The organism is Sphingopyxis sp. (assembly GCF_036261875.1).
Taxonomy (GTDB): domain Bacteria; phylum Pseudomonadota; class Alphaproteobacteria; order Sphingomonadales; family Sphingomonadaceae; genus Sphingopyxis.
In genome coordinates, this window is the sequence record NZ_DATAJZ010000008.1 from 67,652 (window position 1) to 92,671 (window position 25,020).

General features: G+C 66.3%; 29 protein-coding genes. 15 read left to right on the forward strand and 14 right to left on the reverse strand.

Going from position 1 to position 25,020, the window contains the following annotated elements; all coding sequences use genetic code 11:
* Nucleotides 1-2 precede the first annotated feature (2 nt).
* Nucleotides 3-488 (forward strand): hypothetical protein, encoded by a 486-nt coding sequence (locus VHO04_RS03860; protein WP_329627087.1) that lies wholly within the window; start codon nucleotides 3-5, stop codon nucleotides 486-488.
* Between the two features lie 194 nt (nucleotides 489-682).
* Here the strand turns inward: VHO04_RS03860 and VHO04_RS03865 are convergent, their stop codons facing one another.
* Nucleotides 683-1,180: a hypothetical protein gene (locus tag VHO04_RS03865; RefSeq protein WP_329627088.1), complete on the reverse strand. Its 498-nt coding sequence runs from the start codon at nucleotides 1,178-1,180 to the stop codon at nucleotides 683-685.
* 172 nt (nucleotides 1,181-1,352) lie between these two features.
* Between VHO04_RS03865 and dnaN the strand changes: the two genes are divergently transcribed.
* Nucleotides 1,353-2,468 (forward strand): DNA polymerase III subunit beta, encoded by a 1,116-nt coding sequence (gene dnaN, locus VHO04_RS03870; RefSeq protein WP_329627089.1) that lies wholly within the window; start codon nucleotides 1,353-1,355, stop codon nucleotides 2,466-2,468.
* Nucleotides 2,469-2,560: 92 nt separating this feature from the next.
* Here dnaN and VHO04_RS03875 read toward each other — a convergent pair whose 3' ends face one another.
* Nucleotides 2,561-3,901: a DUF7133 domain-containing protein gene (locus VHO04_RS03875; protein ID WP_329627090.1), complete on the reverse strand. Its 1,341-nt coding sequence runs from the start codon at nucleotides 3,899-3,901 to the stop codon at nucleotides 2,561-2,563.
* 260 nt (nucleotides 3,902-4,161) lie between these two features.
* Between VHO04_RS03875 and VHO04_RS03880 the strand changes: the two genes are divergently transcribed.
* On the forward strand, nucleotides 4,162-4,377 hold the full coding sequence (locus VHO04_RS03880) for a hypothetical protein (RefSeq protein WP_329627091.1): 216 nt from the start codon (nucleotides 4,162-4,164) through the stop codon (nucleotides 4,375-4,377).
* A gap of 25 nt (nucleotides 4,378-4,402) precedes the next feature.
* On the opposite strand, the gene argC is transcribed toward VHO04_RS03880, so the two are convergent.
* The 3 genes from argC to VHO04_RS03895 all read right to left on the reverse strand — a co-directional run bounded on the left by argC (nucleotide 4,403) and on the right by VHO04_RS03895 (nucleotide 7,923).
* Nucleotides 4,403-5,323, reverse strand: a complete 921-nt coding sequence (gene argC, locus VHO04_RS03885) for an N-acetyl-gamma-glutamyl-phosphate reductase (RefSeq protein WP_329627092.1) — start codon at nucleotides 5,321-5,323, stop codon at nucleotides 4,403-4,405.
* A gap of 7 nt (nucleotides 5,324-5,330) precedes the next feature.
* A complete protein-coding gene (locus VHO04_RS03890; protein ID WP_329627093.1) occupies nucleotides 5,331-6,275 on the reverse strand; it encodes a C40 family peptidase in 945 nt (314 codons plus the stop codon).
* A 229-nt stretch (nucleotides 6,276-6,504) separates the two neighbouring features.
* Complete coding sequence (locus tag VHO04_RS03895) at nucleotides 6,505-7,923, reverse strand: leucyl aminopeptidase family protein (RefSeq protein WP_329627094.1); 1,419 nt, start codon at nucleotides 7,921-7,923, stop codon at nucleotides 6,505-6,507.
* Nucleotides 7,924-7,977: 54 nt separating this feature from the next.
* Here VHO04_RS03895 and VHO04_RS03900 point away from each other — a divergent pair, with 54 nt between their 5' ends.
* Both VHO04_RS03900 and VHO04_RS03905 read left to right on the forward strand, forming a co-directional pair.
* Nucleotides 7,978-8,811 (forward strand): DUF3298 and DUF4163 domain-containing protein, encoded by an 834-nt coding sequence (locus VHO04_RS03900; RefSeq protein ID WP_329627095.1) that lies wholly within the window; start codon nucleotides 7,978-7,980, stop codon nucleotides 8,809-8,811.
* Between the two features lie 74 nt (nucleotides 8,812-8,885).
* A complete protein-coding gene (locus VHO04_RS03905; protein WP_297663732.1) occupies nucleotides 8,886-9,068 on the forward strand; it encodes a DUF3008 family protein in 183 nt (60 codons plus the stop codon).
* Nucleotides 9,069-9,246: 178 nt separating this feature from the next.
* Here VHO04_RS03905 and VHO04_RS03910 read toward each other — a convergent pair whose 3' ends face one another.
* Nucleotides 9,247-10,776: an NAD(P)/FAD-dependent oxidoreductase gene (locus tag VHO04_RS03910; RefSeq protein ID WP_329627096.1), complete on the reverse strand. Its 1,530-nt coding sequence runs from the start codon at nucleotides 10,774-10,776 to the stop codon at nucleotides 9,247-9,249.
* 193 nt (nucleotides 10,777-10,969) lie between these two features.
* On the opposite strand from VHO04_RS03910, the gene VHO04_RS03915 reads away from it, so the two are divergent.
* Together VHO04_RS03915 and VHO04_RS03920 are read left to right on the forward strand one after the other, a co-directional pair.
* Entirely contained in the window at nucleotides 10,970-12,094 is a 1,125-nt protein-coding gene (locus VHO04_RS03915; protein ID WP_329627097.1) for a DUF47 family protein, read from the forward strand.
* Nucleotides 12,095-12,110: 16 nt separating this feature from the next.
* On the forward strand, nucleotides 12,111-13,124 hold the full coding sequence (locus VHO04_RS03920; RefSeq protein ID WP_329627098.1) for an inorganic phosphate transporter: 1,014 nt from the start codon (nucleotides 12,111-12,113) through the stop codon (nucleotides 13,122-13,124).
* A 1-nt stretch (nucleotide 13,125) separates the two neighbouring features.
* On the opposite strand, the gene VHO04_RS03925 is transcribed toward VHO04_RS03920, so the two are convergent.
* Nucleotides 13,126-14,607 (reverse strand): DUF4403 family protein, encoded by a 1,482-nt coding sequence (locus tag VHO04_RS03925; RefSeq protein ID WP_329627099.1) that lies wholly within the window; start codon nucleotides 14,605-14,607, stop codon nucleotides 13,126-13,128.
* Between the two features lie 67 nt (nucleotides 14,608-14,674).
* Nucleotides 14,675-16,045 carry a 30S ribosomal protein S12 methylthiotransferase RimO gene (rimO, locus tag VHO04_RS03930; protein WP_329627100.1) on the reverse strand — a complete coding sequence of 457 codons (1,371 nt, stop codon included), beginning with the start codon at nucleotides 16,043-16,045 and terminating at the stop codon, nucleotides 14,675-14,677.
* A gap of 96 nt (nucleotides 16,046-16,141) precedes the next feature.
* On the opposite strand from rimO, the gene VHO04_RS03935 reads away from it, so the two are divergent.
* Nucleotides 16,142-16,468, forward strand: coding sequence for a DUF423 domain-containing protein (locus VHO04_RS03935; RefSeq protein WP_329627179.1), 327 nt, complete (start codon nucleotides 16,142-16,144; stop codon nucleotides 16,466-16,468).
* Here VHO04_RS03935 and VHO04_RS03940 read toward each other — a convergent pair.
* From VHO04_RS03940 to VHO04_RS03960, 5 genes are all read right to left on the reverse strand, one after another.
* Nucleotides 16,425-17,522 carry a potassium channel family protein gene (locus VHO04_RS03940; RefSeq protein WP_329627101.1) on the reverse strand — a complete coding sequence of 366 codons (1,098 nt, stop codon included), beginning with the start codon at nucleotides 17,520-17,522 and terminating at the stop codon, nucleotides 16,425-16,427. The genes VHO04_RS03935 and VHO04_RS03940 overlap by 44 nt on opposite strands.
* Nucleotides 17,523-17,682: 160 nt before the next feature.
* The gene (gene surE / locus VHO04_RS03945; RefSeq protein WP_329627102.1) at nucleotides 17,683-18,453 is read right to left on the reverse strand and encodes a 5'/3'-nucleotidase SurE; all 771 of its coding nucleotides are present in this window, start codon (nucleotides 18,451-18,453) and stop codon (nucleotides 17,683-17,685) included.
* Nucleotides 18,454-18,555: 102 nt separating this feature from the next.
* On the reverse strand, nucleotides 18,556-19,836 hold the full coding sequence (serS, locus tag VHO04_RS03950) for a serine--tRNA ligase (RefSeq protein WP_329627103.1): 1,281 nt from the start codon (nucleotides 19,834-19,836) through the stop codon (nucleotides 18,556-18,558).
* Between the two features lie 144 nt (nucleotides 19,837-19,980).
* Nucleotides 19,981-20,442, reverse strand: a complete 462-nt coding sequence (locus VHO04_RS03955; RefSeq protein WP_329627104.1) for an SRPBCC domain-containing protein — start codon at nucleotides 20,440-20,442, stop codon at nucleotides 19,981-19,983.
* A complete protein-coding gene (locus tag VHO04_RS03960; RefSeq protein WP_329627105.1) occupies nucleotides 20,439-20,783 on the reverse strand; it encodes a metalloregulator ArsR/SmtB family transcription factor in 345 nt (114 codons plus the stop codon). Before VHO04_RS03960 ends, VHO04_RS03955 begins: the two co-directional genes overlap by 4 nt.
* A gap of 92 nt (nucleotides 20,784-20,875) precedes the next feature.
* Between VHO04_RS03960 and VHO04_RS03965 the strand changes: the two genes are divergently transcribed.
* The 4 genes from VHO04_RS03965 (at nucleotide 20,876) to VHO04_RS03980 (ending at nucleotide 23,399) form a co-directional block, all read left to right on the forward strand.
* Nucleotides 20,876-21,790 carry a hypothetical protein gene (locus VHO04_RS03965; protein WP_329627106.1) on the forward strand — a complete coding sequence of 305 codons (915 nt, stop codon included), beginning with the start codon at nucleotides 20,876-20,878 and terminating at the stop codon, nucleotides 21,788-21,790.
* Between the two features lie 60 nt (nucleotides 21,791-21,850).
* Nucleotides 21,851-22,192 carry a hypothetical protein gene (locus VHO04_RS03970; RefSeq protein ID WP_329627107.1) on the forward strand — a complete coding sequence of 114 codons (342 nt, stop codon included), beginning with the start codon at nucleotides 21,851-21,853 and terminating at the stop codon, nucleotides 22,190-22,192.
* A gap of 268 nt (nucleotides 22,193-22,460) precedes the next feature.
* On the forward strand, nucleotides 22,461-22,922 hold the full coding sequence (gene dksA, locus VHO04_RS03975; RefSeq protein WP_257548867.1) for an RNA polymerase-binding protein DksA: 462 nt from the start codon (nucleotides 22,461-22,463) through the stop codon (nucleotides 22,920-22,922).
* Between the two features lie 93 nt (nucleotides 22,923-23,015).
* Entirely contained in the window at nucleotides 23,016-23,399 is a 384-nt protein-coding gene (locus tag VHO04_RS03980; RefSeq protein WP_329627108.1) for a PilZ domain-containing protein, read from the forward strand.
* Between the two features lie 51 nt (nucleotides 23,400-23,450).
* On the opposite strand, the gene VHO04_RS03985 is transcribed toward VHO04_RS03980, so the two are convergent.
* Nucleotides 23,451-23,609: a YdcH family protein gene (locus tag VHO04_RS03985; RefSeq protein ID WP_105998073.1), complete on the reverse strand. Its 159-nt coding sequence runs from the start codon at nucleotides 23,607-23,609 to the stop codon at nucleotides 23,451-23,453.
* Nucleotides 23,610-23,749: 140 nt separating this feature from the next.
* On the opposite strand from VHO04_RS03985, the gene VHO04_RS03990 reads away from it, so the two are divergent.
* The 3 genes from VHO04_RS03990 (at nucleotide 23,750) to VHO04_RS04000 (ending at nucleotide 25,020) form a co-directional block, all read left to right on the forward strand.
* A complete protein-coding gene (locus tag VHO04_RS03990; RefSeq protein WP_329627109.1) occupies nucleotides 23,750-23,947 on the forward strand; it encodes a YdcH family protein in 198 nt (65 codons plus the stop codon).
* Between the two features lie 26 nt (nucleotides 23,948-23,973).
* Nucleotides 23,974-24,495 carry a DUF1465 family protein gene (locus VHO04_RS03995; protein ID WP_329627110.1) on the forward strand — a complete coding sequence of 174 codons (522 nt, stop codon included), beginning with the start codon at nucleotides 23,974-23,976 and terminating at the stop codon, nucleotides 24,493-24,495.
* 66 nt (nucleotides 24,496-24,561) lie between these two features.
* The gene (locus tag VHO04_RS04000) at nucleotides 24,562-25,020 is read left to right on the forward strand and encodes a hypothetical protein (RefSeq protein WP_329627111.1); all 459 of its coding nucleotides are present in this window, start codon (nucleotides 24,562-24,564) and stop codon (nucleotides 25,018-25,020) included.

Genomic DNA, 25,020 nt, shown 5'->3' on the forward strand with positions numbered 1-25,020 from the left:
CGATGATTGGCGGGGAGGGGCATTTGGAAGGATCGCGGGACAATGCTGCTGCGCCATTCGACGGACCGCTGAAAGCACGCAAGCAGATCGGCGATACCGCTTTCGAGGAATGGCTTTATACGCCTGAAGAAGATTGGGGACCGGCGGAAGAAACCGAGCAGGAGGCGCTTGAGGTCGAATGGGCCGAGGACGACCTGAAACTTCGGATCAAGACCGCCGGTTATATTTCCATCCCGGTCGGCTTCATGGGCTTGGGAGTTCTTTCGCTCTTCACGACGTCATGGGGCGCCCAGATTCCTTTTATGTGGGCGATCATCAACCTTCCGCTTCTCACGCTCGCCGTGATGACGTGGCGGCGACGCGAACTGCGTCTTGGGCTCAAGCATCCGGTCAAGGGCCGCAAGGCCCGCATCCTGGCGGTTGCTCTGGTGCTGTTCTCCTTCCTGTCTTTCATGCTGGCCTGGGTGTCGGCCATGATGCGCGGGTGAAGCCATGTCCTGGGAATGTTGTGATCGGCCTTTTTCGCCGTCAGCGCGATTCAGAGTGAAGTTGCGCAGTTTTCTGCTGATTTCTTCGCGGCCGCTTTTTCTTGCCATCGTCACCCCGGATCGAGTCCGGGGTGACGAAAGAAAGCGAATTGCGAGTGAAGTTGCGCAGAAAACCGCCACTTTCCGGGAAGGCTTCAGCGAAAGCTCGCGCACCCCAGCGCCGCCGCGTCGATCGCGGTCGCGGCGCCGCGCAGGCGATAGGTGTCGGCGATCGCGCCGCCCGTCGCGGTGGCGCTTTCGACGCTCATGCTCGGCGCCGATCGCATCGCGGCGATGATCGCCGCGTCCATCCGCGCGTCGCTCGCCCAGCCATGCGCGCCGTTGCCGGTCAGGATGAAGCGGCGGCTGCCGACCGTCAGGCGCAGTTCGCGCCCCGCGCCGCGCTCCTTCGACAGGCGGACATAGAATTGCCCGCGAATGCGCGACTTCGGCCAATATCCGACGCTGGCATAGGCCTTGACCTGCGGCCTGCCGATCGTCGCGGCGGGCGCGGCGATGGCGTAGCAGCGCGGGGTGCCGGAATCGCGAAACGCCCCCCAGCCGTCGAAGATGCCGAGCGCGGCCGGCGCGGCGGCCACGGCAAAGGAAGGCAGCGCCAAGGACAGGAACAGGAGGAAAGCCGCGCGGCGCATCGCGCCTCGATTGCGCGAAAGCGGCTGATTTGCAAGCATGGCTTGCGCGGCGCGATGCGTTCGTTAAGGAAGGTGGACATTTTTACGGGGGCAGGGAATCGGGGCGCCGCAGCGCCTGCGATGCCGGCCTTCAGGGACTTCTCCCGCAAGATACTGAGGATGGCGGATTAGAATGAAAGCGACGATCGAACGCGCAGTGCTTCTGAAGAGCCTCGGCCACGTCCAGTCGGTGGTCGAACGGCGCAATACCATCCCCATCCTGTCGAACGTCCTGATCGAAGCCGATGCGACGGGCCAGCTCCGGCTGATGGCGACCGACCTCGACCTGCAGGTGGTCGAGACGATCGCCGCGAAGGTCGAGACTCCCGGCACGACGACGGTGTCGGCGCACACCCTGTTCGAAATCGCGCGCAAGCTGCCCGAGGGCGCCGAGGTCAGCCTCGCCGCCGCCGAGGGCAAGATGCAGGTCAAGGCCGGCCGCTCGAACTTCAACCTGCCGACGCTGCCGCGCGACGACTTTCCGGTGATCGCCGAGGGCGACCTGCCGACCAGCTTCGAGCTGCCGGCGGCGGAGCTTATCCAGATCATCGACAAGACGCGCTTCGCCATTTCGACCGAGGAAACGCGCTATTATCTGAATGGCATCTTCTTCCACGTTGCCGAGGATGCGACGGGGCCGGTGCTGAAGGCCGCGGCGACCGACGGTCACCGCCTCGCGCGCTATACGGTGACGCGCCCCGACGGTGCCACCGGGATGCCCGACGTCATCGTCCCGCGCAAATGCGTCGGCGAGATCCGCAAGCTGCTCGACGAGGCCGAGGGCAATGTCGAGATCAGCCTGTCGGCGTCGAAGATCCGTTTCCAGCTTGGCAACGCCGTGCTGACCTCGAAGCTGATCGACGGCACTTTCCCCGATTACAGCCGCGTCATCCCGACCGCGAACGACAAGCTGCTCAAGGTCGATCCGAAAAGCCTGTTCCAGGGCGTCGATCGCGTGTCGACGATCGCCAGCGAAAAGACCCGCGCGGTCAAGGTCGGCCTCGACAAGGACCGCATCACGCTGAGCGTGACCAGCCCCGAAAACGGCACCGCGGCCGAGGAACTCGCCGCGGGCTATGACAGCGACGCGATGGAGATCGGCTTCAACGCGCGTTATCTCAGCGACATCCTGGGCCAGGTCGACGGCGACAGCGTCGAACTGCACCTCGCCGACGCCAACGCCCCGACGCTGATCCGCGAGAGCGAGAAGAGCCCGGCGCTGTATGTGCTGATGCCGATGCGGGTCTAGACCCTGATCGGGTTGGACTGAGACACTTTCCTACTTATCTCGTCATCCCGGCGAAGGCCGGGATCTCACCGGTGCGTTAGGCCGATACGGCGTTATCCCGCCTTCGCCACTCGCCAGATCACATTCCCCGTATCGTCGGCGACCAGCGCGCTGCCGTCCTTCGCGACCTTGACGTCGGCCGGGCGGCCGCGGGTCGTCTTGCCGTCCTTGGCGAGGAACTGGTCGAGGAAGGAGACGGGGAGCGCATTGACCGGTTTGCCGTTCGCGCCGAACTTGACGAAGATCACGTCATAGCCCGCCACCGGCTCACGGTTCCACGATCCGTGCCGCGCGATCAGGGCGCCGTTCGCCCAGCGCTCGCCGAGCGCCGCCTTATCTGTGAAGGTGAAGCCGAGCGGCGCGACATGGGCGCCGAGCGCATAGTCGGGGCGCTTCACATATTGGCGGCGGTCCTCTTCCTCGGGCGGAACGCGCGGGTCGACGAAGCCGCCCCAATAATACCAGGGCCAGCCGAAGAAATCGCCTTCGTCGACGGTGGTCATATAGTCGGGCACCACGTCGCTGCCGAGCATGTCGCGTTCGTTGACCACCGCCCACAGCCGGTCGCTGCCGGGATAATAAGCGAGCCCGACCGGATTGCGGATGCCCGCAGCATAGGTGCGCACATAACCGTTCTCGGGCCGCACCTCGAGCACGCTGGCGCGGCGGGTTTCGTTGCCCATGCCCTTTTCGCCGATGTTGGAATCGGCGCCGACCCCGACATAGAGCCAGCCGTTGGGCGCCGCGACGAGGCTCTTGGTCCAGTGGCGGTTGGTGCCCTTCGCGGGCAGGTCGGCGATCTTCTTGGGCTTGCCGCTCATCTTCGTTTCGCCCTCGACATAGGGGAAGGCGAGGATGGCGTCGGTGTTGGCGACGTAGAGCGTCTTGCCGACCAGCGCCATGCCATAGGGCGAGTTGAGGCCGGTGATATAGGCGGTCTTGACTTCCGCCTTGCCGTCGCCGTCGGCGTCGCGGAGCAGGGTGATGCGGTTCGCAGACTTGCCGCCGGCGCCCGCCTTGCTCATCAGGCGGCCCATGATCTTGTTCTCGATCCCCGAGGTGTCGCGCGGCGGGCTCTCCGCTTCGGCGACCAGCACGTCGCCGTTGGGCAGCACGAAGATCGAGCGCGGGTGATCGAGCCCCTCGGCAAAGCGCGTGACCGCCAGTCCCTCGGCGGCGCGTGGCGCCTGACCGGCGGGCCAGCTTGTCGCCTCGGGCACGTTCACCGTCGGGATGATCTGGCTGCGCTGCGCCGCCATCACCGGCACGCGGCCGCTAAGCTCGGCGGTCGAAAAGCGCGCGACGTCGGGCCGCGACAGCCAATAATAAGCGGCGACGGCGGCCACGATCAGCAGAACGAGGACGAGGCCGGCAATTTTCAGGATTTTGCGCATGAAGCCGGTCTTACACCGCGATGCGGCGGCGGCAAAGGGGCGATTGAGGAAAGGGGGGGCTAGAATCCCGTTCGTGTCGAGCGAAGTCGAGACACCCATCGGCATAGCGCTGCCCCGATGGGTGTCTCGACTTCGCTCGACACGAACGGGGGAGGGAAGGGTGGCTCCGTTAACCTTACCAAGCCGTTCATCACGGTCGGGAACGGGCTGGTCAGGCGTCCGGCCTAGAAGGGGTGCCATCGCAACGGGCCGGGAACGTCATGCAACTGCCAGCACCATTTCTTGCCGATCGCGCGGCGGTCGACGATGCCGCCATGCTGATCCGCGAGCATGGCGACGAAGCTGGCTTCGCGGCGGCGGCGCGCGCCGAGCAATATCGCGTGCTCGGGAACCACCTCCATTTCGCGCGCTGGCGGCAGATCGAGCGGCTGATCACCTATCTCTCGATCGAAACCGCGCTCGACACGGTGCATTGATTTCCAAGGCCTTCGTTCAGGGGCTTTACAGTCGCAGGCCCGCCGTTTCGTCCAGCCCCGCCATGATGTTGAGATTCTGGACGCACGCGCCGCTTGCGCCCTTGCCCAGATTGTCGAGCCGCGCGACGAGGCGGAGCTGGCTGGCGCTCGGGTCGGCGTAGAGCATCAACTCCATCCGGTCGGTCGCGGCGTCGCTCTTGCGGAGCAGAAGTTCGCTTTCGTCGCCCGCGCGGCGGACGGTGATCAGCGGCGATCCGTCGAAATGCGCCGCGAGAGTATCGAAGGCCGCGTCCGCAACCGCGTGATCGAACGCCAGCGGTACCTCGACGAGCATCCCGCGAAAGACGGGAACGACCGCGGGGGCGAAGAGCGGCGGATGGCTCAGGCCGGCATGGTCGCGCATTTCGGGCACATGCTTGTGCGCAAGGGTCAGGCCATAGCTGCGAAAGCCGATGTCCGCGTCGGCCTCGAAGCGCGCGATCAGTTCCTTGCCGCCGCCCGAATAGCCCGAGACCGCGTTGACGCTGAGCCGCGCATCGCGCGCCACGATGCCCGCCGCGACGAGCGGCGCGACGAGCGCGAGGAAGCCGGTCGGGTAGCAGCCGGGATTGCTGACGCGTTTCGCCGCCGCGATCGCTGCACGCTGGCCCGCCTTGAGTTCGGGAAAACCATAGGCCCAATCGGGCGCGACGCGGTGCGCGGTCGAGGCGTCGATCACCCGCGTCCGCTCGTTCGCGATCATCGCCGTCGCCTCGACCGCCGCGGCGTCGGGCAGGCAGAGGATGACGAAATCGGCGTCGTTCAGCGCCTCGGTGCGCGCGGCGGCATCCTTGCGGCGCGCCTCGTCGAGCGTGATCAGCGAAAATTCGGTCCGGCCGGCCAGCCGCTCGGCGATTTCGAGGCCCGTCGTCCCCGCCGCGCCGTCGATGAAAACCGTCTGTGTCATGATGATGCTATCGCAATCTCTTCATGCCGCTCACCGGCGGCTGATGTCCTTCTTCCGCGAAGCGCGCGACGACGTCGGCGAGCGGCTCGGTCCTGACCTCCATCCATCGTCGGCTGGCGTGGATGAGGGTGCCCGGATCGGCCATGATGCCGACATGGCCGGGGAAGAAGACGAGGTCGCCGCGCGCAAGGTCGGCGGGCGCGACGTCCTTGTCGGCGCCGAGCGCGGCAAGCTGAAGATCGCTGTCGCGCGGCAGGCGGATGCCCGCCGAGGCCCAGGCGAGCTGGACGAGCCCCGAGCAGTCGATGCCGTTCGCGGTGCGGCCGCCCCACAGATAGGGCGTGCCCGCCATGCTCTCGGCCATCGCGGCGGGATCGTCCTCGGCGCGGCCTGCTTCGACGAGCGCGGCGAGGGGGAGGTAGCCGTGTGCGGTCTTGAGCCATTCGCCCTGGGCTTCGCCCATCACCAGTGCGCCGCGTGGGAGCACGGCGGGACCGCCGCTCGCGGCGTCGGGCGCTGAATGGAGCATCGCCTCGATCATCGCGACGCGGTGCGTCGGCGCGATCGGCGCGCCGAGCGCTTCGGCGGCGAGATAGCCGACATAATGGTCGGCGAGGCTGTAACCCCACGCCCAGCCGCCGGTGAGGTCGAGCAGCGCGAAGCCTTCGCCGAACAGCAATTCGCTTGTCTGTTCGGCGTCGAGCGAAGGCGAGGCGCGCATCGCCGCGGCGGGCAGCACGCCGCTCATCATCATCGGCGCGGCATAGTGCGGCGCGAAATGGGTGCCGGCGACCGCGATGTCGGCGAGGTCGGGACGGATCGCGACGGTGCGCGGGTCGAACGCCTGCGACGTGCCGGTCAGCCCGAAACGGTCGCGGCCGTGCCCGGCGACGCCGGGACGCCCCATCCGCACGCGGTTCGCCGCCAGATAATCGCCACTATTCGCTGTCACGTGCCGTCCTGTCATAAGCCGCCGCAGGCGGACAATCGCGGCGCATTAGACCAGCGGTCCCCATTTTATCAAGACGCTTCGCCCTTGCCGCGGGGGAGTCCGGCTTCGAAAGGCTGGATTACCATTCTCGTCACCCCGGACTTGATCCGGGGTCCCGCTTGTCGACGTTGCTCAGCGGGACCCCGGATCAAGTCCGGGGTGACGAAGAAGGCAAGATCTATTCTGTCTTTCAGGCCGGATCGCTCCCACCCTTGCCGCGGCGGTCGTAGCGCGCCTGCAGCATCGCCCAGGCGGCGCGCAGGCCGAGCGCGGCGCCGCCTTTCGGCCGGCCGGGCTTGGCCGAGGGACGCCAGGCGAAGGTGTCGAAATGCGCCCAGGCGGCGTCCTCGGGGATGAAGCGTTTGAGGAACAGCGCCGCGGTGATCGATCCCGCGAAGGCCGAACTGCCCGCATTGCCGAGGTCGGCGATGTCGGTTTCGAGCAGGTCGGCATAGCCATCCCACAGCGGCATCCGCCACAGTGGATCGTCGCGATCGGTGCCGCCGCGCAGCAGATCGTCGGCGAGGGCGTCATCGTTGGCATAGAGCGCGGGCAGGTCGGGGCCGAGCGCGACCCGCGCGGCGCCGGTCAGCGTCGCGAAATCGACGATCAGTTCGGGCTTGTCCTCGCCCGCCTTTGCGAGCGCGTCGCCGAGCACGAGTCGGCCCTCGGCGTCGGTGTTGCCGATCTCGACCGTCAATCCTTTGCGGCTTTTCAGCACGTCGCCGGGGCGGAAGGCATCCGACGAGATGGCGTTCTCGGCCGCCGCGACGAGGCAGTGGAGCCGCACCGGCAGTCCGCTCGCCATCACCAACTCGGCGAGCGCGAGGGCGTGCGCGGCGCCGCCCATATCCTTCTTCATCAGCCGCATGCCCGCCGCGGGTTTGATGTCGAGCCCGCCGCTGTCGAAGCTGATCCCCTTGCCGACGAGCGCGACGCGCGGATGATCCTCTTTACCCCAGACGATCTCGATCAGCCGCGGCGCGTGATGCTTGGCCGCGGCGCGGCCGACCGCGTGGATCATCGGATAACCCTGTTCGAGCGCTTCGCCCTTGGTGACGGTCAGCGTGCCGCCGTGCGCCTTGGCGATGCGTTCGGCTGCCTTCTCGATCGCCGCGGGCCCCATGTCGGCGGCGGGCGTGTTGACGAGGTCGCGGACGAGCGCGACCCCGCGCATCTCCGCGACCGTCGGCGCGATCGCACCGACGTCGGCGGTCAGCAGCACGCGCGGGCCTTTGACGGGCGGGTTCGATTTATAGGCGTCGAACCGATATTGCGCGCTCAGCCAGCCGAACAGCGCCTTGCCCGGCTGCTGTCCTTCGAGCCGGTAGCGGCCCTCGGGCAGGATCTGCGCGAGCTTGGCGAGGCACCAGGCCGACAGCGCGTCGGCTTTCGCCACCGTGGTCACCACCGCCCAGCGTTCGGGATCGTCGCCAGGCAGGATCGCATGGACGAAGGCGTCGGGCTTGAACCCCACCGCGGCGAGGTGCGCGCGCTCGCGCGCGTTGCGGCCTTTCAGCCATTCGTCGTAGCTCGTCTTGTCGACGACATGGATCGCGCGGGCATCCTGTCCCTTGTCGGGCTGGATCAGGTCGGAATAGTCGGTCATGCCGTCGTGCTAGGCCGGTGGGGAAACTTTGTCGATTCCCGGCGTTGTTGGAGCATGACGACGACATTCCGCCACCCGATCGCCGCGCTCCTTCTGACGAGCCTTCCCCTGATCAACGCCTGTTCGGAGAAGGCGCAAACCCCAGCGGAAAAGGCCGCGGCCGCCGCGGTTCCCGGCGCGCCGCCGGGCGGCGCCGACGATGTCGCGGCGCGGCAGGCGACGGCGTCGAACGTGCGCGAAGCGAACGATCTCGTCGAATTCGCCTATTCCTATCCGGTCGAAGCGGCGCGCATTCCGGCGCTCGCCAAATGGCTCGACAATGATCGCGCGGTGAAGCGCGACGCGCTGGTCGCCGAGGCACGGCGCGACCGGGCGACGGCGGAGAAGGAGGGTTTTCCCTATCATGCGCACAGCCATTTGCAGAGCTGGAAGCGCGTCACCTCGACCCCGCGCTTCCTCAGCCTGTCGAGCGAGATCGGAACCTATATGGGCGGCGCGCACGGGATGCAGGGGTTCGACACGCTGATCTGGGACCGCAATAGCGCCAGCCGGCTCAAACCGCTCGACCTTTTCACCAGTGCCGCCGCCTTCGACAATGCCGCGAAGGACGATCTGTGCGCCGGCATCGAGCGCGCGAAGGCCGCGCGCGGCGTCACCTGGTCGCGCGAGCCCGGCACGCCTTTTGCGGATTGCCCGGTGCCGTCGGCGCAGACGATCTGGCTCGGCTCGTCGGACGGGCGCTATCTCGACCGCCTGACGATCGCGATCGGCCCTTATGAAATCGGCCCCTATGCCGAGGGCAGCTACAAGATCAACCTGCCGATGTCGGCGGCGTTGGTGAACGCGCTGAAGCCCGAATATCAGCGCGATTTCCTGCCGATACATTGATTCGCGCAAGAGCTATGCATCTTGACGGCGGTGCGATCGTTGAGGACTTGCGGGGCGGGCTAGGAGACAGACCCATGCCAGCCAAATCCAAAGCCCAGCAGAAAGCCGCCGGCGCCGCGCTCAGCGCCAAGCGCGGCGACACCCCGAAATCGAAGCTCAAGGGCGCGTCGAAACAGATGGTCGACAGCATGTCCGAAAAGCAGCTCGAGGATTTCGCCAAGGGTTCGACCAAGGGCAAGCCCGAGCACGCGGGTTAGAGGGCCGCGCGTTAAATCGGCGTCATCCCAATTCCGTTCGTGTCGAGCGAAGTCGAGACACCCATCGGCCTTGCGCTATATCGATGGGTGTCTCGACTTCGCTCGACACGAACGGGATGGTGGGTCAGATAAACCGCTCTGGATTGCTTCGCTGCGCTCGCAATGAGGCGTGTGGGCTTTACTCCGCCGCTTCCAGCTCTGCTGGAGCCGGCGCTGCCTTCGCGTCGCCTGCATTGGTGAAGGTCAGCACGCCGTCGGCGATCTCGCCGGTCCGCATGTCGATGCGGTCCTGCACATAAGTCTGGCTGAGCCGCCACGGCAGCTTGTCCGCGTTCTTCGGCATGATGTGCAGCGCGCGCTGGATATAGCCCGACGAGAAGTCGAAGATATTCTCCTCGGTCAGGCTGTCCGGATCGGCGAGCATCGGGGTCGCGACGTCGGTGCCGGTCTGCTGCATGTGGTTGAGCACGCGGCAGACATATTCGGACACGATGTCGGCGCGCAGCGTCCAGCTCGCGTTCAGATAGCCGAACACCACCGAAAAGTTCGGGACGTTCGAGAACATGCACGCCTTGTAATAATAATGCTCGTTCCACGCGACCGGCTCGCCATCGACGCGCACCGGAATCTTGCCCGCGACCGCGAGTTTCAGCCCGGTGGCGGTGATGATAATGTCGGCGTCGAGATGCTTGCCCGATTTGAGCTGGATGCCCGTCTTGTCGAAACGCTCGATGTGGTCGGTGACGACCGACGCCTTGTCGGCCTTCATCGCCTCGAAGAAATCGGCGTCGGGAACGAGGCAGAGCCGCTGCTCCCAAGGGTTGTAGGGCGGGGTGAAGGCCTGCGCGTCATAGCGGTCGCCGAGGCTGTCCTTCAGCTTTTTGGTCAGGAATTCCTTGACCTTCTCGGGCTTTTCGCGCGCGCGGCGGAAGGCGATGTCCTGGAGCCGGACATTCTTGAAGCGCGTGATCTTGTAGGCGAGCTTCTCCGGCAGGAATTTGCGGAGCGTGTTCGCGAAAGCGTCCTTCGCCGGGCGGATGAAATACCAGGTTGGGGTGCGCTGGAGCATGGTGACATGTGCCGCGCCCTTGCCGTCGCCCTTTTCGGTCATCGAGGGGACGATCGTCACGGCGGTGGCGCCCGATCCGATCACGACGACCTTCTTGCCTGCGTAATCGAGATCCTTCGGCCAGAATTGCGGATGGATGATCTGACCCGCAAAATCCTCGCGCCCCGCGAATTCGGCGTCGAACGGCTCGTCATAGTCGTAATAGCCCGAGCCGAGATAGAGCCAGCGCGCGGTCGTCGTCGTCACCGCGCCTTTGTCGTTCTCCATCGTCACCGTCCAGCGCGCCGCCGCGCTGTCCCAGTCGGCGCCGATCACCTTGGCATTGAAGCGAATCTTATCGCGGATGCCGCGCTCGTCGACGATGCGGTTCAGATAATCGAGGATCGCGGGTCCGTCGGCGATCGACTTTTCATGCTTCCACGGCTCGAAGACGAAACCCAGCGTGTGCATGTCGCTGTCCGAGCGGATGCCGGGATAGCGGAACAGATCCCAGGTGCCGCCCAGATTGGCGCGCCGTTCGGCGAGGCCGAAGCTGCGATCGGGGCAATTCATCTGAAGATGCGCCGCCATGCCGATGCCCGAAAGGCCCGCGCCAACGATCAGGACGTCCTGGTCCACCGGGCTCGCCGTGCCTGCCATGATTTCGTCTCCCGTCTGTCTTTAGGGTGCAGCTTACGCACCGCGTTGCATTTTGCAATCGAATTGACGTTTACGGAAAGTGCCGCTGCGGCTATGGGCTTTTTTCGCTGTCACATATCCGTCATGGCGATGTCATCCATTTGCAATCAAGGCCGCCGGACGGGGCGGTAACGGAACGAACCAGACCAGACGAATGCGGCAGATCGCGGTCCTTCCCTATCGATTCGGCGGTCCCGACAAGGACGGGCCGACCGAGATATTGCTCGTCACTTCGCGCGGCACGGGGCGCTGGGTGATTCCGAAGGGCAATCCGCTCACCGGGCTCGACCGCCATGCCTCCGCCGCGGTGGAGGCCGAGGAAGAGGCCGGGGTGATCGGCGCGGTCTGCCCGACCTCGATCGGCAGCTATGAATATCGCAAGCGCCGCGCGAACGGCGCCGCGATCATGTATAATGTCGAGGTTTTTCCGCTCGCGGTGACGCGCGAACTCGACGAATGGAAGGAAATGGACGAGCGCGAGCGGCGCTGGTTCACGCTCGATCAGGCGGCGGACTCGGTCGACGAGGCCGACCTTCAGGCGATGATCCGCTCGTTCGGCGACGGGGGGTTCCGCGCCGCGGCGCGGCGATCGGGCGTCGTCTATAATGTTGCCCAGAAAACGGGGGTCAATCGCATGTTTGCCTGGTTCCAGCGCCTGCTTCCCAAGCAGGGCAATTTCTTCGACATGTTCGAGGCCCATGCGGCGACGCTGTCGGCGGGGGCCGAGGCGTTGGCGCGGATGATGCAGGGCGGCGAGGGGATCGCCGACCATATTCAGGAGATCGTCGAGCGCGAGCATGACGCCGATGCGATCACCCGCGAAGTGCTCCAGACGGTGCGCCGCACCTTCCTGACCCCGTTCGACCGCAGCGCGATCACCGACCTGATCGCGGCGATGGACGATGCGATCGACGAGATGCAGAAGACCGCGGGCGCGGTCGATCTTTACGACGTCACCCGGTTCGAGCCCGAGATGCGCGACATCGCCGGCCTGATCGTCGATGCCGCGCGGCTGACGGTCGAGGCGCTGCCGCTGCTCCGCAACATCTCCGCCAACGGCGCGCGGCTGCACGAGCTGACCGAACGGCTGGTGCGGATGGAGGGCCATGCCGACGAAATCCACGCGGCGGGGCTCAAGCGCCTGTTCAAGGAATATGGCTCGTCGGACACGATGCGCTTCCTGATCGCCCGCGAATTGTTCCGCCACCTCGAACGCGTCACCGACAGCTTCGAGGATGTCGCGAACGAAATCGACGGCCTGGTCATCGACCACGCCTAGGCCGGGGGCGCTCCCGATGCACGAACTTGCTTTCCCCCTGCTCGCCGGCCTGATCCTGCTGGCGCTGGCGTTCGATTTCCTGAACGGGCTGCACGATGCGGCGAATAGCATTGCGACCGTCGTCGCGACGCGGCTGCTGCGGCCGGTGCAGGCGGTGCTCTTTGCCGCTTTCTTCAACTTCGCGGCCTATTTCCTCAGCCTCGCCTTTCCGGCGCTGCACAAGGTGGCGGAGACGATCGGCGCCGGGCTGATCGACAAGGATCTGGTGACGCCCGCGGTCGTGTTCGGCGCGCTGGTCGGGGCGATGTTCTGGAATGTCGTGACGTGGCTCAAGGGCATTCCCTCCTCGTCGAGCCATGCGCTGGTCGGCGGCATTGTTGGCGCCGGGGTGGCCCATGCCGGGTTTGAGGGCATTCAGTGGACGGGCCTCAACAAGACCGTCATCGCCATCTTCCTCTCGCCGCTGCTCGGGATGCTGCTCGCGATGCTGGTGATGCTGCTCAGCAGCTGGGCGCTGCGCCGCGCGACCGCAAAATTCGCCGAGCGGAGCTTCCGTTTCCTCCACCTCTTTTCCTCGGCCGCCTATTCGCTGAGCCACGGCCTCAACGATGCGCAGAAGACGATGGGGGTGATCACCGTCCTCCTCTATTCGACCGGCTATATGACCGGCGAATTCCATGTCCCGCACTGGGTCGCGATCTCCTGCTACGTCGCGATCGGCATGGGGACGCTGTCGGGCGGGTGGAAGATCATCGAGACGATGGGCGGCCGCATCACCAAGCTGTCGCACCATCAGGGCTTCGCCGCCTCGACCGGCGGATCGATCATCGTCTTCACGGCCAGCCTGCTCGGCATTCCGGTATCGACGACGCACACGATCACCGGCGCGATCATCGGCGCGGGCGTCGCCCGCCGCGCCAGCGCGGTGCGCTGGGGCGTCGCGAGCAACGTCGTCGTCGCCTGGTTCATCACCATCCCGGCGAGCGCGGTGGTGGCGGCGATCTTCTATTCGCTGACGCGCCTTTTCTGAATCAGCGCGCCGGGCGATAGGCGACGCTCGCGCCGCCGGTCATCCGCACCGGCAGATACAGCCCGTTGCCATAGGCCTTGATCTCGCCCGTTTCGAAGCCGTCGATGCGGGTGCGGATCACGAAAGCGCCCTCGCGCCGCTGATCGACTGCGCGCCGTATCTTGCTTTCGAGTTCGTCGAGATCGCGGGTGAAATTCTGGGTGAGCGCTTCGGCGATCAGCGGCGCGAAATCGGGACTGCGGCCGATCAGGATCAACAGGTCGCCGCCGACCCCGTTGGTATCGCCGTTGACGACGAGATCGGTGAAGCGGACCTGCGCCGATCCCGGTTCGTTCGCCGGCACCGCGGTCATCCATATCCGCCCGCGCGTCGGTTCGCCGGTCCGGGCCTCCAGCCGCGCCTCGACGTCGGTGCCCACCGCGATCCGGCCGCCCGGCGCGCCATAGACGGTCGACTTACCGAACTTGACCATCATCGGCCCGAGCTTCGGCAGCACGAAGGGCCGCGTTGCGCGCTTCGCCAGCGCGCGGTCGATCACCGGCTGGAGCTGCGCATAGTCGGCGATCACCGGAACGCGGATGTCGAGGCGCGGGCGCGGCGTCTCGCGCACCAGTTTCGGCAGCGGCGTCGGCTTCGGGTCTTCGGGGCGGTCCGAGACGAATGTCTCGGTCACGCCTTCGATGCCGAGATTGAGCTTCAGCCGCAGCCCGTCGAGCCGGAAGCCGCCATAGAGGATGCGTTGCGGCGTCACGCGCATCCAGACCGGCGGATTCTCGCGGTTGAGTTCGAGCGCGGTGAAGCTCTGCCGCCAGATGTCGGCGGCCTGCGAGCGAATGTCGATCTTCGCGATCTCGCGATTCACTTCGCGCTCGACGTCGCGAACGACGGGGGCGAGTTTGGCGTCGGCCTGGTCGGTGAAGGTGATCCGCTTGCCGAGGAAATCGATCCCCGGCGCCCTGGTCCAGCCATAGCGGATCCGCGCCTTGCCCTGCATCCGCCAGTCGGCGGTCAGATCGATGCGGATGCGCGCATGGGCGAGCGCCGATCCGGTCGCGGTCTCGCCCTTCAGCACCCCGCCGACGTCGCGCGCCGCGACCGTCGCGTTCAGCGGCACATCGACGACGATCTCATTGCCTTCGCCGCGCAGCCGCAGCGCGCCGCGCGTGACCTGTCCGACGATCGTGCAGGGAATGGCGGGGGTGACCTTGACCTTGCGCCCGAAGACCTTGACGCGCTGCGGCGGCACGCACGCCTTCTCGCGCTGGTCGATCGACCATAATGTCCGCGGCACCGCGCGTTCGAGTTCCTGCCGCAGCGACGCGATGTTCGCGTCGATCGGCACCGCGATCAGCGATGTCTGGCTGGGCGTCGGCGCCGTATCGGTCGCATGCGGCGGGGCCTTGGCGCCGCCCTTGGCGGGATCGCAGCCGGACAGCAGCGCCGTCAGCAAAAGCGCAGCCGCCAATGGCTTGATTGCGTACATGATTCCGCCCTCCGGTCGATATTGCTTTAACATCGATCGGTCAGGAGCGTTCCCAATTTTCAGCGGGTCAGGCGCTGACCACCCCGAACAGGTCATGCTCGTCGGCATCCTCGACGGTGACATCGACGATGTCGCCGGCCTTCAGCGTCGCCGCGACGTCACGGAGGTAGACATGGCCATCGATCTCCGGCGCGTCGGCCTGCGAACGGCCGGTGGCGCCGATGCTACCGTCCTCATCCGCCTCGCCGACTTCGTCGATGATCACCGGGAGCGTGCGGCCAATCTTGGCTTCCAGTTTCGCGGCGCTGATCGCGGCGGTCTTGGCCATGATCCGCTGGTAGCGTTCTTCCTTGACCTCTTCGGGCACGGGGTCGGGCAGGGCGTTCGCCTGCGCGCCCGCGACCGGCTCGAAGCGGAAGGCGCCGACGCGGTCGAGCTGCGCTTCGTCGAGCCAGTCGAGCAGATATTGGAAATCTTCCTCGGTTTCGCCCGGGAAGCCGACAACGAAGCTCGACCGAATCGCGATGTCGGGGGCGATCGCGCGCCAGCTTTTCAGCCGTTCGAGCACCTTCGCTTCGTTCGCGGGGCGCTTCATCCGCTTGAGGACGCTCGGGCTCGCGTGCTGGAAGGGGATGTCCAGATACGGCGTCAGCAACCCCTCGGCCATCAGCGGGATCACCGCATCGACGTGCGGATAGGGGTAGACATAATGGAGGCGCACCCACGGCGCGCGGCCTTCGCTCGTGCGAAGCTGGCCGAGTTCGCGTGCGAGGTCGGTCATGTGCGCGCGGACCTCGCGGCCCTTCCACGCGCGCGGGTCGTGGCGGATATCGACGCCATAAGCCGACGTATCCTGGCTGATGACGAGCAATTCCTTCGTTCCCGCCGCGACGAGCTTTTCCGCCTCGCGCAGCACCGCGTCGATGCGGCGGCTGACCAGCTTTCCGCGCAGATCGGGGATGATGCAGAAAGAGCAGCTATGATTGCAGCCTTCGCTGATCTTCAGATAGCTGTAATGGCGCGGCGTGAGTTTCAGCCCGCCCTCGGGCACGAGATCGACGAACGGGCCCTGCGTCGGCGGCGCGGCGTCGTGGACGGCATCGACGACCTGCTCATATTGATGCGCCCCGGTGACAGCGAGCACCTTCGGGAAGCGTGCGCGGATGACGTCGGCCTCGCTGCCCATGCAGCCGGTGACGATGACGCGGCCGTTCTCGGCCATCGCCTCGCCGATCGCCTCGAGGCTTTCCTCCTTCGCCGAATCGAGGAAGCCGCAGGTGTTGACGAGCACCACGTCGGCGCCGGCATAATCGGGCGACAGGCCATAGCCGTCGGCGCGGAGCTTCGTGAGAATCCGCTCGCTGTCGACGAGCGCCTTCGGGCAGCCGAGCGACACCATGCCGACCTTCGGCTGGGAGGGGAGGGTTTTGACTGTCATGATCGGCGGCGCCCATAGGGGATTTCTTGGCGCTTGTCACGCGCGACGCGCTGCCCCATGCATCGCGGCGATCGGGCAGGGAAGGACGATGCGATGATGATAGGCGTGCTGGCGGCGATTTCGGCGGCGGTCGCGGTGGCGGCAGGAGCATTCGGCGCGCACGGCGCGGCCGGGCCGCAGCAGGCCGAATGGCTGCGTACCGGCGGCCTCTACCAGCTTGTCCATGCGGTCGCGGCGCTCGCGATCATGGGGAGCGCGCGCGGGCCGGCGATCATCTTGCTCGTCGGGGCCGCGATCTTCGCCGCGACTCTCTATGCGATGGCGCTCGGCGCGCCGAAATGGCTCGGTGCGGTGACCCCGATCGGTGGGACTTTGCTGATCATCGGCTGGCTTTGGGCGGGTTGGATTTACTGGCGGGGCTAGGCTTCGCCTCGCAATCCTCGCAATTGATAACTTCCAGGATCGTGTCGCCGACTTCGAGCCGCTGCGCCTCCGGCTCCCAGAAGCCATAGGGCTTGCCGCCGCGATAGACGCGCAGGCCGCGGCCGCCGCTCGCGAGCTGGTCGAGGCCGCGCCCGATCTCCTCGGAGCTGATCGGCCGCTCGCGAAGCTGCACGCGCCCGCCGGTCCCGGCGAGGTCGGCCATATAATCGGCCATATGCTCGCCCTGCGCCGATCCCGCGAGGAGCAGGCCGGTGAAGCTGACCGGGTTGATGACGTTGCTCGCCCCCGCCTGCCGTGCGAGCAGTTCATTGTCCTGGGTGCGGATGACGACGCTGATCGGAACCTCGGGGGCGAGGTGGCGGACGGTCAGCACGATCAGGATCGACGTGTCGTCGCGCCCCGCCGACACCAGCACCGACTGCGCCTCCGCGATCCGCACGTCGAGGAGGGTTTCGTCGCTCGACGCATCGCCTTCCATCACGTTGCAGCCCATCGCCTCGGCGGCGTTGACGCGGCCGCGCGACGGATCGATCACGACGATGCACGCGGGGTCGGTGCCGCGCGCGATCAGTTCCTTGACCGCCTCGCTGCCGCTGACGCCGAAGCCGAGGACGACGATATGGTCGGTGAGTTTTGCCTGAATGCGGGCCATACGCCATTTATCCCATGTGCGCTTGATGACGAAACTATAGGCGGTGCCAAGGAAGATGAAGAGGATCGCGATGCGGATCGGCGTCACGATCACCGCCTCGATCAGCCGCGAGCGGTCGGATACCGGGGCGATGTCGCCGAAGCCCGTCGTGGTGACCGAGATCATCGTGAAATAGACGACGTCGAGAAAGCTGATCTGCCCGTCGTGGCTGTCGTAGAGCCCCGCACGGTCGATCCAGTGGACGAGGATGACGATCGCGATCAGCGCGAAGGCGAGGCCGAGCCGCGCGCCGAGGTCCGCCCATACCGGCCATTTCGCCGCGCGGCGCAGCGTCTGAAAACCCTGTTGCAGTTTCAGCTTCGGATTGGGCCGCCGGCTCATTGCGGCCCTTGTGCCAAAGGGGAAGGGAGATGGCTAGAGCCCGATGATACGAACCGAATCCGCTATCCGTTCGTGTCGAGCGAAGTCGAGACACCCATCGGAATAGCGCCAAGCCGATGGGTGTCTCGACTTCGCTCGACACGAACGGGAATAGAGTATGTCAGCCTTCTACCGCATAGGCCCCGCGCAGCGTCGCGAGCGAGGCGTCGTGGGTCAGGTCGAGCTGGAGCGGAGTGACCGAGATATGCTGGTCGTCGATCGCTTCGAGGTCGCTGTCGTGCCCCAGGCTGTGCTCGATGCCGTGCAGGCCGAACCAGTAATAGGGATAGCCGCGGGGGTCGGTGCCTTCGACGATCGAGCCGCGGCCGTAGTCGTGAAAGCCCTGCCGCGTGACGCGGATGCCCTTGACCGCGGCGGCGGGGATCGCGGGGAAATTGACGTTGATCAGCGTGCGCGGCGGCATGTCGAGCGCGAGCAGCGGGCGCAGCACCTTCGCGCCCCACGCCTCGGCCGCCTCGAACGGCACGCTGTCGCCCATGCCCTCGCGCGCATAGACCTGGGAGAGCGCGATCGAGCGGATGCCCGCGAGCGCACCCTCGATTGCCGCCGACACGGTGCCCGAATAGGTGATGTCGTCGCCCAGATTGGCGCCGCGATTGACCCCCGACAGGATCAGGTCGGGCTTTTCGGGCATCAGCTTGCCGACCGCCATCATCACCGAGTCGGTCGGGGTGCCGGTGCACGACCAGCGCCGCTCGCCATGCTGGCGGATGCGCACGGGGCGCGACAGAGTGAGCGAATGGCCCGCGCCCGACTGCTCCTCCGATGGCGCGCAGACCCAGATGTCGTCCGAAAGCTGGCGCGCGATCGCTTCGAGGACCGCCATGCCGGGGGCGTGATAGCCGTCGTCGTTGGTGAGGAGGATGCGCATGGTTTCTATCTTCCTTCTTCGTCACCCCGGACTTGATCCGGGGTCCCGCTCAGCGACGCCGGAAAAGCGGGACCCCGGATCAAGTCCGGGGTGACGGGATGGTCAGGTGGCCGGCGTCAGCTTCGTGATTCCGCCCATATAGGGCAGCAGCGCCGCCGGAATATCGACGCTGCCGTCGGCCTGCTGATAATTCTCCAGGATCGCGACGAGCGTGCGCCCGACCGCGAGGCCCGAGCCGTTGAGCGTGTGAACGAATTCGTTGCCTTTGGCGTCCTCGCGGCGGAAGCGGGTGTTCATGCGCCGCGCCTGAAAGTCGCCGCAGTTTGAGCAGCTCGAAATCTCGCGATAGGCGCCCTGGCCGGGCAGCCAGACTTCGAGGTCATAGGTCTTGCGCGCCGAAAAGCCCATGTCGCCGCTGCACAGCAGCATCTTGCGATAGGGAAGCTCCAATTCTTCCAATATTTTCTCGGCCGCTCTTGTCTTGCGTTCGAGTTCGGCGTCGCTGTCCTCCGGCCGGACGACCGAGACGAGTTCGACCTTCCAGAACTGGTGCTGGCGGATATAGCCGCGCGTGTCGCGGCCCGCCGCGCCGGCTTCTGAGCGGAAGCAGGGGGTAAGCGCGGTCATGCGGATCGGCAGCTCGGCCTCGGGCAGGATTTCCTCGCGCACCGCGTTGGTCAGGCTCATCTCGGAGGTCGAGATCAGCCAGCGGCCGTCGGTGGTCTGGAACAGATCCTCGCGGAATTTGGGAAGCTGGGTCGTGCCGAACGCGGCCTCGTCGCGCACCATCAGCGGCGTCGCGCATTCGACATAGCCGGGCTCGCCGGTCTGCCTGTCGAGCATGAACTGGCCGAGCGCGCGTTCGAGCCGCGCCATCTGGCCGCGCAGGAAAGCGAAGCGCGCGCCGGACATCTTCGCCGCGGTCTCGAAATCGAGCCCGAGCGCTGGAGCGAAGTCGGCATGTTCCTGTGGCGCGAAGTCGAAGGTCCGCGGCGTGCCCCAGCGCGCGATCTCGACATTGGCGTCCTCGTCCGCGCCATCGGGAACGTCGGCGGCGGGAATGTTGGGCAGCGCGGCGAGCCTGTCGTGCAGCGCAGCAAGCTGCTCGCGCTCGGTCTCCTCCTTGGCGGGAAGGGTGGCCTTGAGGGCGGCGACCTCGGCCTTTAGCGCTTCGGCCTTTTCCTTGTCGCCCGCTCCCATTGCCTGGCCGATCGCCTTCGACGCTTCGTTGCGGCGTGCGAGCGCGGCCTGGATGTCGGTCTGCAAGGCGCGCAGCGACGCGTCGAGGCCAAGGATTTCGGCGGACAGGGGTTCGAGGCCGCGACGCGCGAGGCCGGCATCGAACGCGGCGGGATTCTCCCGGATCAGGCGGATATCGTGCATGGCCGCGCTATGGCGGGGCAGCGCGGGCGGTGCAAGCCTTGATCCCGTTCGTCGCCCCCGCGAAGGCGGGGGCCGCCATCGGCCTTTCCCCTCGTCGCTGCGCAAACCTCCAGCGGCCCCCGCCTTCGCGGGGGCGACGATTGTTCAGCTTTCCAACATGTCCGCCAATTGCCCCAGCGTTGCGCCCCAGCCGTCCTGAAAACCCATTTCCTCATGCTGGCGGCTGTCCTCGGGGCTCTTGTGCAGCACCCGCGCCGAATAGAGCGTGCCGCCATTCCGGGGCTCGAAGGTGAGGATCGCGGTGATCGCGAGCCACGGCTCGACGGGCTGCCAGCCTTCGGTCATCACGGTGGTGAAGACGAGCCGCTTTTCGGGAAGGACTTCGAGAAAGCAGCCGTCGACATGCGGTTGCCAGTCGCCGTCGCCTTCGCGCATCCGGGTCACGAAGCCGCCGCCGGGGCGGAGGTCGAGCGTATCGACGCGGCACAGGATCGGAGCGGGAATCCACCATGAGGCGAGCTTGGCCGGGTCGCTCCACGCGTCCCATACTGCCGACGGCGGCGCCTTGATCAGGCGTGAGATGGTCAGTTCGGTGTCGTTCGTCACGATGCTTTCTCCTGTGAATTCTGCGATTCGACGAAAGCGGCGAGGCGGTCGGTGCGGCCCTGCCAGATGGCGCGCTGTTCGGCGAGCCAGCCTTCGGCGGCGGCGAGCCGGTCGGCATCGATTCGACAGGTCCGCACGCGGCCCTGCTTCTCCGACCGGATCAGCCCCGATGTTTCGAGCACCGTGAGATGCTTGAGAAAGGCGGGGAGCCCCATGGTGAACGGCTCGGCAAGCCGCGTCACCGGCGCCGCGCCTTGCAGCAGGCGGCCGATCACCGCGCGCCGCGTCGGGTCGGCGAGTGCGTGAAAGACAATGTCGAGAGCTGTTTGTTGGTTCGCCATATGGTGAACCATAGACAATAGTTTGCCAATTGGCAAACTATATCGTGCCGCGCATGAAGAGAGGGCCGCCCCGCGGGACGGCCCTCAGTCAGGTGGTGCGGGTTTCGGTCACCCGCAACCGCCAGTGGAACTATGCCGCGTTCGCGTCGTCGTCGTTCCGGTTCGCGGCGCGGCGGCGCGCGACGAGCGCGGCCGCGGCGGCCCCGAACAACAGCATCATCGGCGGCGCCGGCACCGGGGTTGGATCGCCCGACGAGCCGCTGCTGGTGCTGCCGCCCGAGCTGGACGACGAAGAGGAAGACGAACTCGACGAGGACGAGCTGCTCGACGACGAAGAGCTGCTGGTGCTGCCGAAGCTGCTGCTGCCGCCGGTCGCGCCCGATGAGGTGGCGCCGCTGCTCGACGAACTGCTCGACGACGAAGAGGAGGAACTGCTGCTCGACGAGGAGGACGAACTGCCGCCGTGGGATGAACTGCCGCCATGCGATGAGCTTCCCCAGCCCGAGCTGCCCTTCGATGAGCTGCCCCAGCCCGAACTGCCGTGGCCGTGCGAACTGCCGCCGCCCGACGAGGAGGAACTCGACGACGAGGAGGAAGAGGAGGAGGAGGAACTCGAGGACGAGCTGCTGCTCGACGAGGAGGTGCTGACGCCGCCGGTCGAGGTCGACACATTGCCCGACGACGTGCTGACGTTGCCCGACGAGGTCGAGACGTTGCCCGAAGATGTGCTCACGCCGCCCGTCGAGGTCGAGACCCCGCCGGTCGAAGTGCTGACACCGCCCGTTGAGGTCGACACGCCGCCCGAGGTCGAGCTGGTCGAGGTCGACACGCCACCGGTGGTGGTCGAAGTGACGACGACGCTGCCGCTGCTGCCGCCCGAGCTGCCGCCGAAGAAGCCGCCAAAAAAGCCGCCGCCGAATCCCCCGCCAAAGCCGCCGCCGATCACGGTGACGCCGCTGCCGCTGCTGCCGCCGCCTTCCCAGCTACGCTGCGGGAAGGGGGCATAGGGAATTGGGGGCAGGGGGATCGTCTGCGTCACGACCTGCTGCTGCGGCGTGACGGTGCGGATGATCCGCTTCGTCGTGACGACGCGGCGGACCCGCTTCACCGGCTTGCGCGCGGCGTGGCGTTTGCGCACGACCTTCTTCGCGCCGCACGGCGTGCAGGACTGCAAGGTCGATGCCCGCGCCTTCGGCACGTCGGCGATCTGCATCGCGCCGCCCCCGATGAGGGCGCCGCCGCAGGTGCAGGCACAAAGCTTGGCGAGGGCCATTCGGACAGACATATTCCCGTTCTCTCTTTCCCGTTGCAGGCGCGACAGGAGTTTCCTGTTGCACCTCCCGCTAAAGCCAAAAGGACAAAGCTTTGTGAACGCGTCCATGGCGTTAACTGCGTTTACCTGTCCGTGAGCGGGAAACCGCCCCCGGAATCAAGGAAAATACGCATAACTGTCCCAAATCAGAACGGAAATCCCCTCGATTCGGTCCCATCGGTTAATTTGGCGAAAGGCGGGAGGTCACGAATGTCGGCCCGGTTCACCCTGGCTTCAGCGCTTCGTCGCTAGTCGCGGCTTCGGCGCTTGTGTCGTTCCTTGGGGGTGGTTATAGGCGCGGCGCATTCCCCTGGTCGTCCGTCCCGGGCGGCTGAGGAGACAGGAAAGGACGCGAGAAGCCCTTTATGCCAACCCAGATCGCCGATGTTGGCGCCGACGCGCTCCTGGAAGCCAAGTCCAATCTCGATTCGGACTATGTCCCGAGCGACGACGAAGAGTTCATGAACGAGCGGCAGCAGGAGTATTTCCGCAACCTGCTGCTCGCGTGGAAGAAATCGATCCTCACCGAAGCCGAATCGACGCTCGCGCACCTGCAGGACGGTCCGCTGCGCGAACCCGACCTCGCCGACCGCGCGTCGAGCGAGACCGACTGGGCGATCGAGCTTCGCACCCGCGACCGCCAGCGCAAGCTGATCGCCAAGATCGACGCCGCGATGCGCCGGATCGACGAAGGCGAATATGGCTATTGCGCCGTCACTGGCGAGCCCATCTCGCTCGCCCGGCTGCAGGCGCGCCCGATCGCGACGATGACGCTGGAGGCGCAGGAGCGGCACGAGCGCAACGAACGCATCTCGCGCGAGGATTGATCCGCCGCGGGACACCTCCCGGCTTATTTACGTTTCCGCAATTGCTGCGATCTAGACTCGCCGCCTGACATGCAGCGCGGGGAACAGGTCGCAATGGAATCGCGTGAATCGCTTTCGGTCGATGAAGAAGTGGCGGCGCTGTCGCGCGGCGCCGATCGGGACAGCCTGTTCATGCAGGCCAATCTCGTGCTGCCGGGCCAGCCTGCGCCGCTCGTCGTGCGCGTGCGCAATCTGTCGGCGGGCGGCATGCTGGCCGAGGCGCCGGTGCGCGGCGTCGCCGAGGGCGCGGCGGTCGAGGTCGAATTGCGCAATGTCGGTTTCGTGCCGGGCCGTATCGTCTGGGTCGGCGAGGGCAAGTTCGGCATCGCCTTTGACCATGTCGTCGATCCGCAGGCGGTGCGCCGTCAGGTGGTTCAAAAGATGGAAGTGCCGCCGCATATCTCGGCGCTCAATCGACCTTCCTACCGCCGGCGCTGAGGCGTTCCGCAGGGGGAAGGCGTCAGCGGGGCGGTAGCGGTCAGGCGACGGTCAGGCGGTCGCGGCCATTTCTTCCTTCAGCCTCAGCTTCTGTTTCTTCATCTGCGCCAATAATGCCGTATCGGGGCTCGGTCGGCGCTCTTCATTCGCAATTTTCGCGTCGAGGTCCGCGTGGCGGGACTTCAGGGCGGAAAGGTGCGACAAGCTCATGGGCCATTCTCCTTTTCGACTCGTGTTGGCAGGGCCGAGTAAATCACGAATCGCGTTCCTTGTCGTCGCGATTCGGCCAGTCGGTGCCCCCCACGGACAGCCCGTTGCGGATGGGCCGCGATCGTGGCAGGAGGCGGGGCGTGAACCCCGAGGACATCACCCAGCGCCTGGAACTGCTTCGCCTCGAGCATCGCGACCTCGACGCCGCGATCATCGCGCTCGGCGAGGCAGCGGTTCCCGACCAGCTCCAGCTCGCGCGCATGAAGAAGCGCAAGCTCCGCCTGCGCGACGAAATCACCTGGTGCGAGGATCAGCTTCTTCCCGATATCATCGCCTGATTCAAAACGGGACGCCTGCGAATTTCATGGTTACCGGTTCTTGCGGGCCCTGCCTGCGCCGTGGCATCCCGTCGGCCATGGTGACGGGACGGACAGACGCGGGCGCGGCCAGCCTTCCGGTGCAGCGCGCGCAGGTCGAAAATCTCTATGTCGATGCAATGCTGCTCGCCGACGAAGCGCACGCCGCCTTTGCCGCGCAGCGCGACCTTGGCTGCGCGGCTGACGACAGCCTGCTGCGGATCGGGCTCGCCTGCGAATCGCTCAAGACGACGACGCGGTTGATGCACGTCATCGCCTGGCTGCTCCACCGCCGCGCGATGATCGCGGGCGACCCCGGCGCCGGCCCGAACGACAGCGCGGCGCGCATCGGCGCGCCGGTGGTTGCCGACTGGGCCGTCTGCGCGCGGTTCGACGAGCCGCTTCGCCGCATCGTCGCGGCGAGCGAGCGATTGTTCGAACGCATCGCGACGATCGAGGCCGGCTGGGACGCGCCCGGCGCGGCGACCCCGGTGCAGGCGATGCTCGCGCAGCTTTCGGCGCGGCTGTAATTTTCGCCAAAATCGCTTGCCCTAAAAGGAGTATATGAAATACTCTTTTCCGCGAAGGGAGAGCGGATGATGGATCGTGCCGAAAAGCTCGCGCTGCTCGAAGCGAGTCTGACACGCGCGGCGGAGGTGCTGGGCGATGTCACGCCGCATGTGATGACCCTATATTATGCGCGGCACCCCGGCGCCGCGGCGAGTTTCGAGCACCACGGGCTCGGCAAGACCGCCGCGCTTGAAGGCGAGATGATCGAGAACTGCCTCTATTGCCTGATGTATTGTCTCGAACGCCCGACCGAGATCGAAATCTTGCTCGAAAATTCGGTGCCGCACCATCATTTCACCCTCGAGGTGCCGCTCGACTGGTATCAGGGGCTGGTCGACGCTGCGATCGACGTGATGGCCGGGACGGTGCCTGCGGACGCGACCGCTGAACAGCAGGTTTGGGCGGAGATTCGCGAGCGGCTGGGCGCGATCTTCACCGGATGCCGCGATTTGCTGCCCGAGGATGCGGCCACGGCGTTAAGCTGA

Bases quoted from the DNA above. Each gene is read 5' to 3' on its own strand.
- VHO04_RS03860 (WP_329627087.1), top strand. From the start codon at position 3: ATGATTGGCGGGGAGGGGCATTTGGAAGGATCGCGGGACAATGCTGCT.
- VHO04_RS03865 (WP_329627088.1), bottom strand. From the start codon at position 1,180: ATGCGCCGCGCGGCTTTCCTCCTGTTCCTGTCCTTGGCGCTGCCTTCC.
- dnaN (WP_329627089.1), top strand. From the start codon at position 1,353: ATGAAAGCGACGATCGAACGCGCAGTGCTTCTGAAGAGCCTCGGCCAC.
- VHO04_RS03875 (WP_329627090.1), bottom strand. From the start codon at position 3,901: ATGCGCAAAATCCTGAAAATTGCCGGCCTCGTCCTCGTTCTGCTGATC.
- VHO04_RS03880 (WP_329627091.1), top strand. From the start codon at position 4,162: ATGCAACTGCCAGCACCATTTCTTGCCGATCGCGCGGCGGTCGACGAT.
- argC (WP_329627092.1), bottom strand. From the start codon at position 5,323: ATGACACAGACGGTTTTCATCGACGGCGCGGCGGGGACGACGGGCCTC.
- VHO04_RS03895 (WP_329627094.1), bottom strand. From the start codon at position 7,923: ATGACCGACTATTCCGACCTGATCCAGCCCGACAAGGGACAGGATGCC.
- VHO04_RS03900 (WP_329627095.1), top strand. From the start codon at position 7,978: ATGACGACGACATTCCGCCACCCGATCGCCGCGCTCCTTCTGACGAGC.
- VHO04_RS03905 (WP_297663732.1), top strand. From the start codon at position 8,886: ATGCCAGCCAAATCCAAAGCCCAGCAGAAAGCCGCCGGCGCCGCGCTC.
- VHO04_RS03910 (WP_329627096.1), bottom strand. From the start codon at position 10,776: ATGGCAGGCACGGCGAGCCCGGTGGACCAGGACGTCCTGATCGTTGGC.
- VHO04_RS03915 (WP_329627097.1), top strand. From the start codon at position 10,970: ATGCGGCAGATCGCGGTCCTTCCCTATCGATTCGGCGGTCCCGACAAG.
- VHO04_RS03920 (WP_329627098.1), top strand. From the start codon at position 12,111: ATGCACGAACTTGCTTTCCCCCTGCTCGCCGGCCTGATCCTGCTGGCG.
- VHO04_RS03925 (WP_329627099.1), bottom strand. From the start codon at position 14,607: ATGTACGCAATCAAGCCATTGGCGGCTGCGCTTTTGCTGACGGCGCTG.
- rimO (WP_329627100.1), bottom strand. From the start codon at position 16,045: ATGACAGTCAAAACCCTCCCCTCCCAGCCGAAGGTCGGCATGGTGTCG.
- VHO04_RS03935 (WP_329627179.1), top strand. From the start codon at position 16,142: ATGATAGGCGTGCTGGCGGCGATTTCGGCGGCGGTCGCGGTGGCGGCA.
- VHO04_RS03940 (WP_329627101.1), bottom strand. From the start codon at position 17,522: ATGAGCCGGCGGCCCAATCCGAAGCTGAAACTGCAACAGGGTTTTCAG.
- surE (WP_329627102.1), bottom strand. From the start codon at position 18,453: ATGCGCATCCTCCTCACCAACGACGACGGCTATCACGCCCCCGGCATG.
- serS (WP_329627103.1), bottom strand. From the start codon at position 19,836: ATGCACGATATCCGCCTGATCCGGGAGAATCCCGCCGCGTTCGATGCC.
- VHO04_RS03960 (WP_329627105.1), bottom strand. From the start codon at position 20,783: ATGGCGAACCAACAAACAGCTCTCGACATTGTCTTTCACGCACTCGCC.
- VHO04_RS03970 (WP_329627107.1), top strand. From the start codon at position 21,851: ATGATCCGCTTCGTCGTGACGACGCGGCGGACCCGCTTCACCGGCTTG.
- dksA (WP_257548867.1), top strand. From the start codon at position 22,461: ATGCCAACCCAGATCGCCGATGTTGGCGCCGACGCGCTCCTGGAAGCC.
- VHO04_RS03980 (WP_329627108.1), top strand. From the start codon at position 23,016: ATGGAATCGCGTGAATCGCTTTCGGTCGATGAAGAAGTGGCGGCGCTG.
- VHO04_RS03985 (WP_105998073.1), bottom strand. From the start codon at position 23,609: ATGAGCTTGTCGCACCTTTCCGCCCTGAAGTCCCGCCACGCGGACCTC.
- VHO04_RS03995 (WP_329627110.1), top strand. From the start codon at position 23,974: ATGGTTACCGGTTCTTGCGGGCCCTGCCTGCGCCGTGGCATCCCGTCG.
- VHO04_RS04000 (WP_329627111.1), top strand. From the start codon at position 24,562: ATGATGGATCGTGCCGAAAAGCTCGCGCTGCTCGAAGCGAGTCTGACA.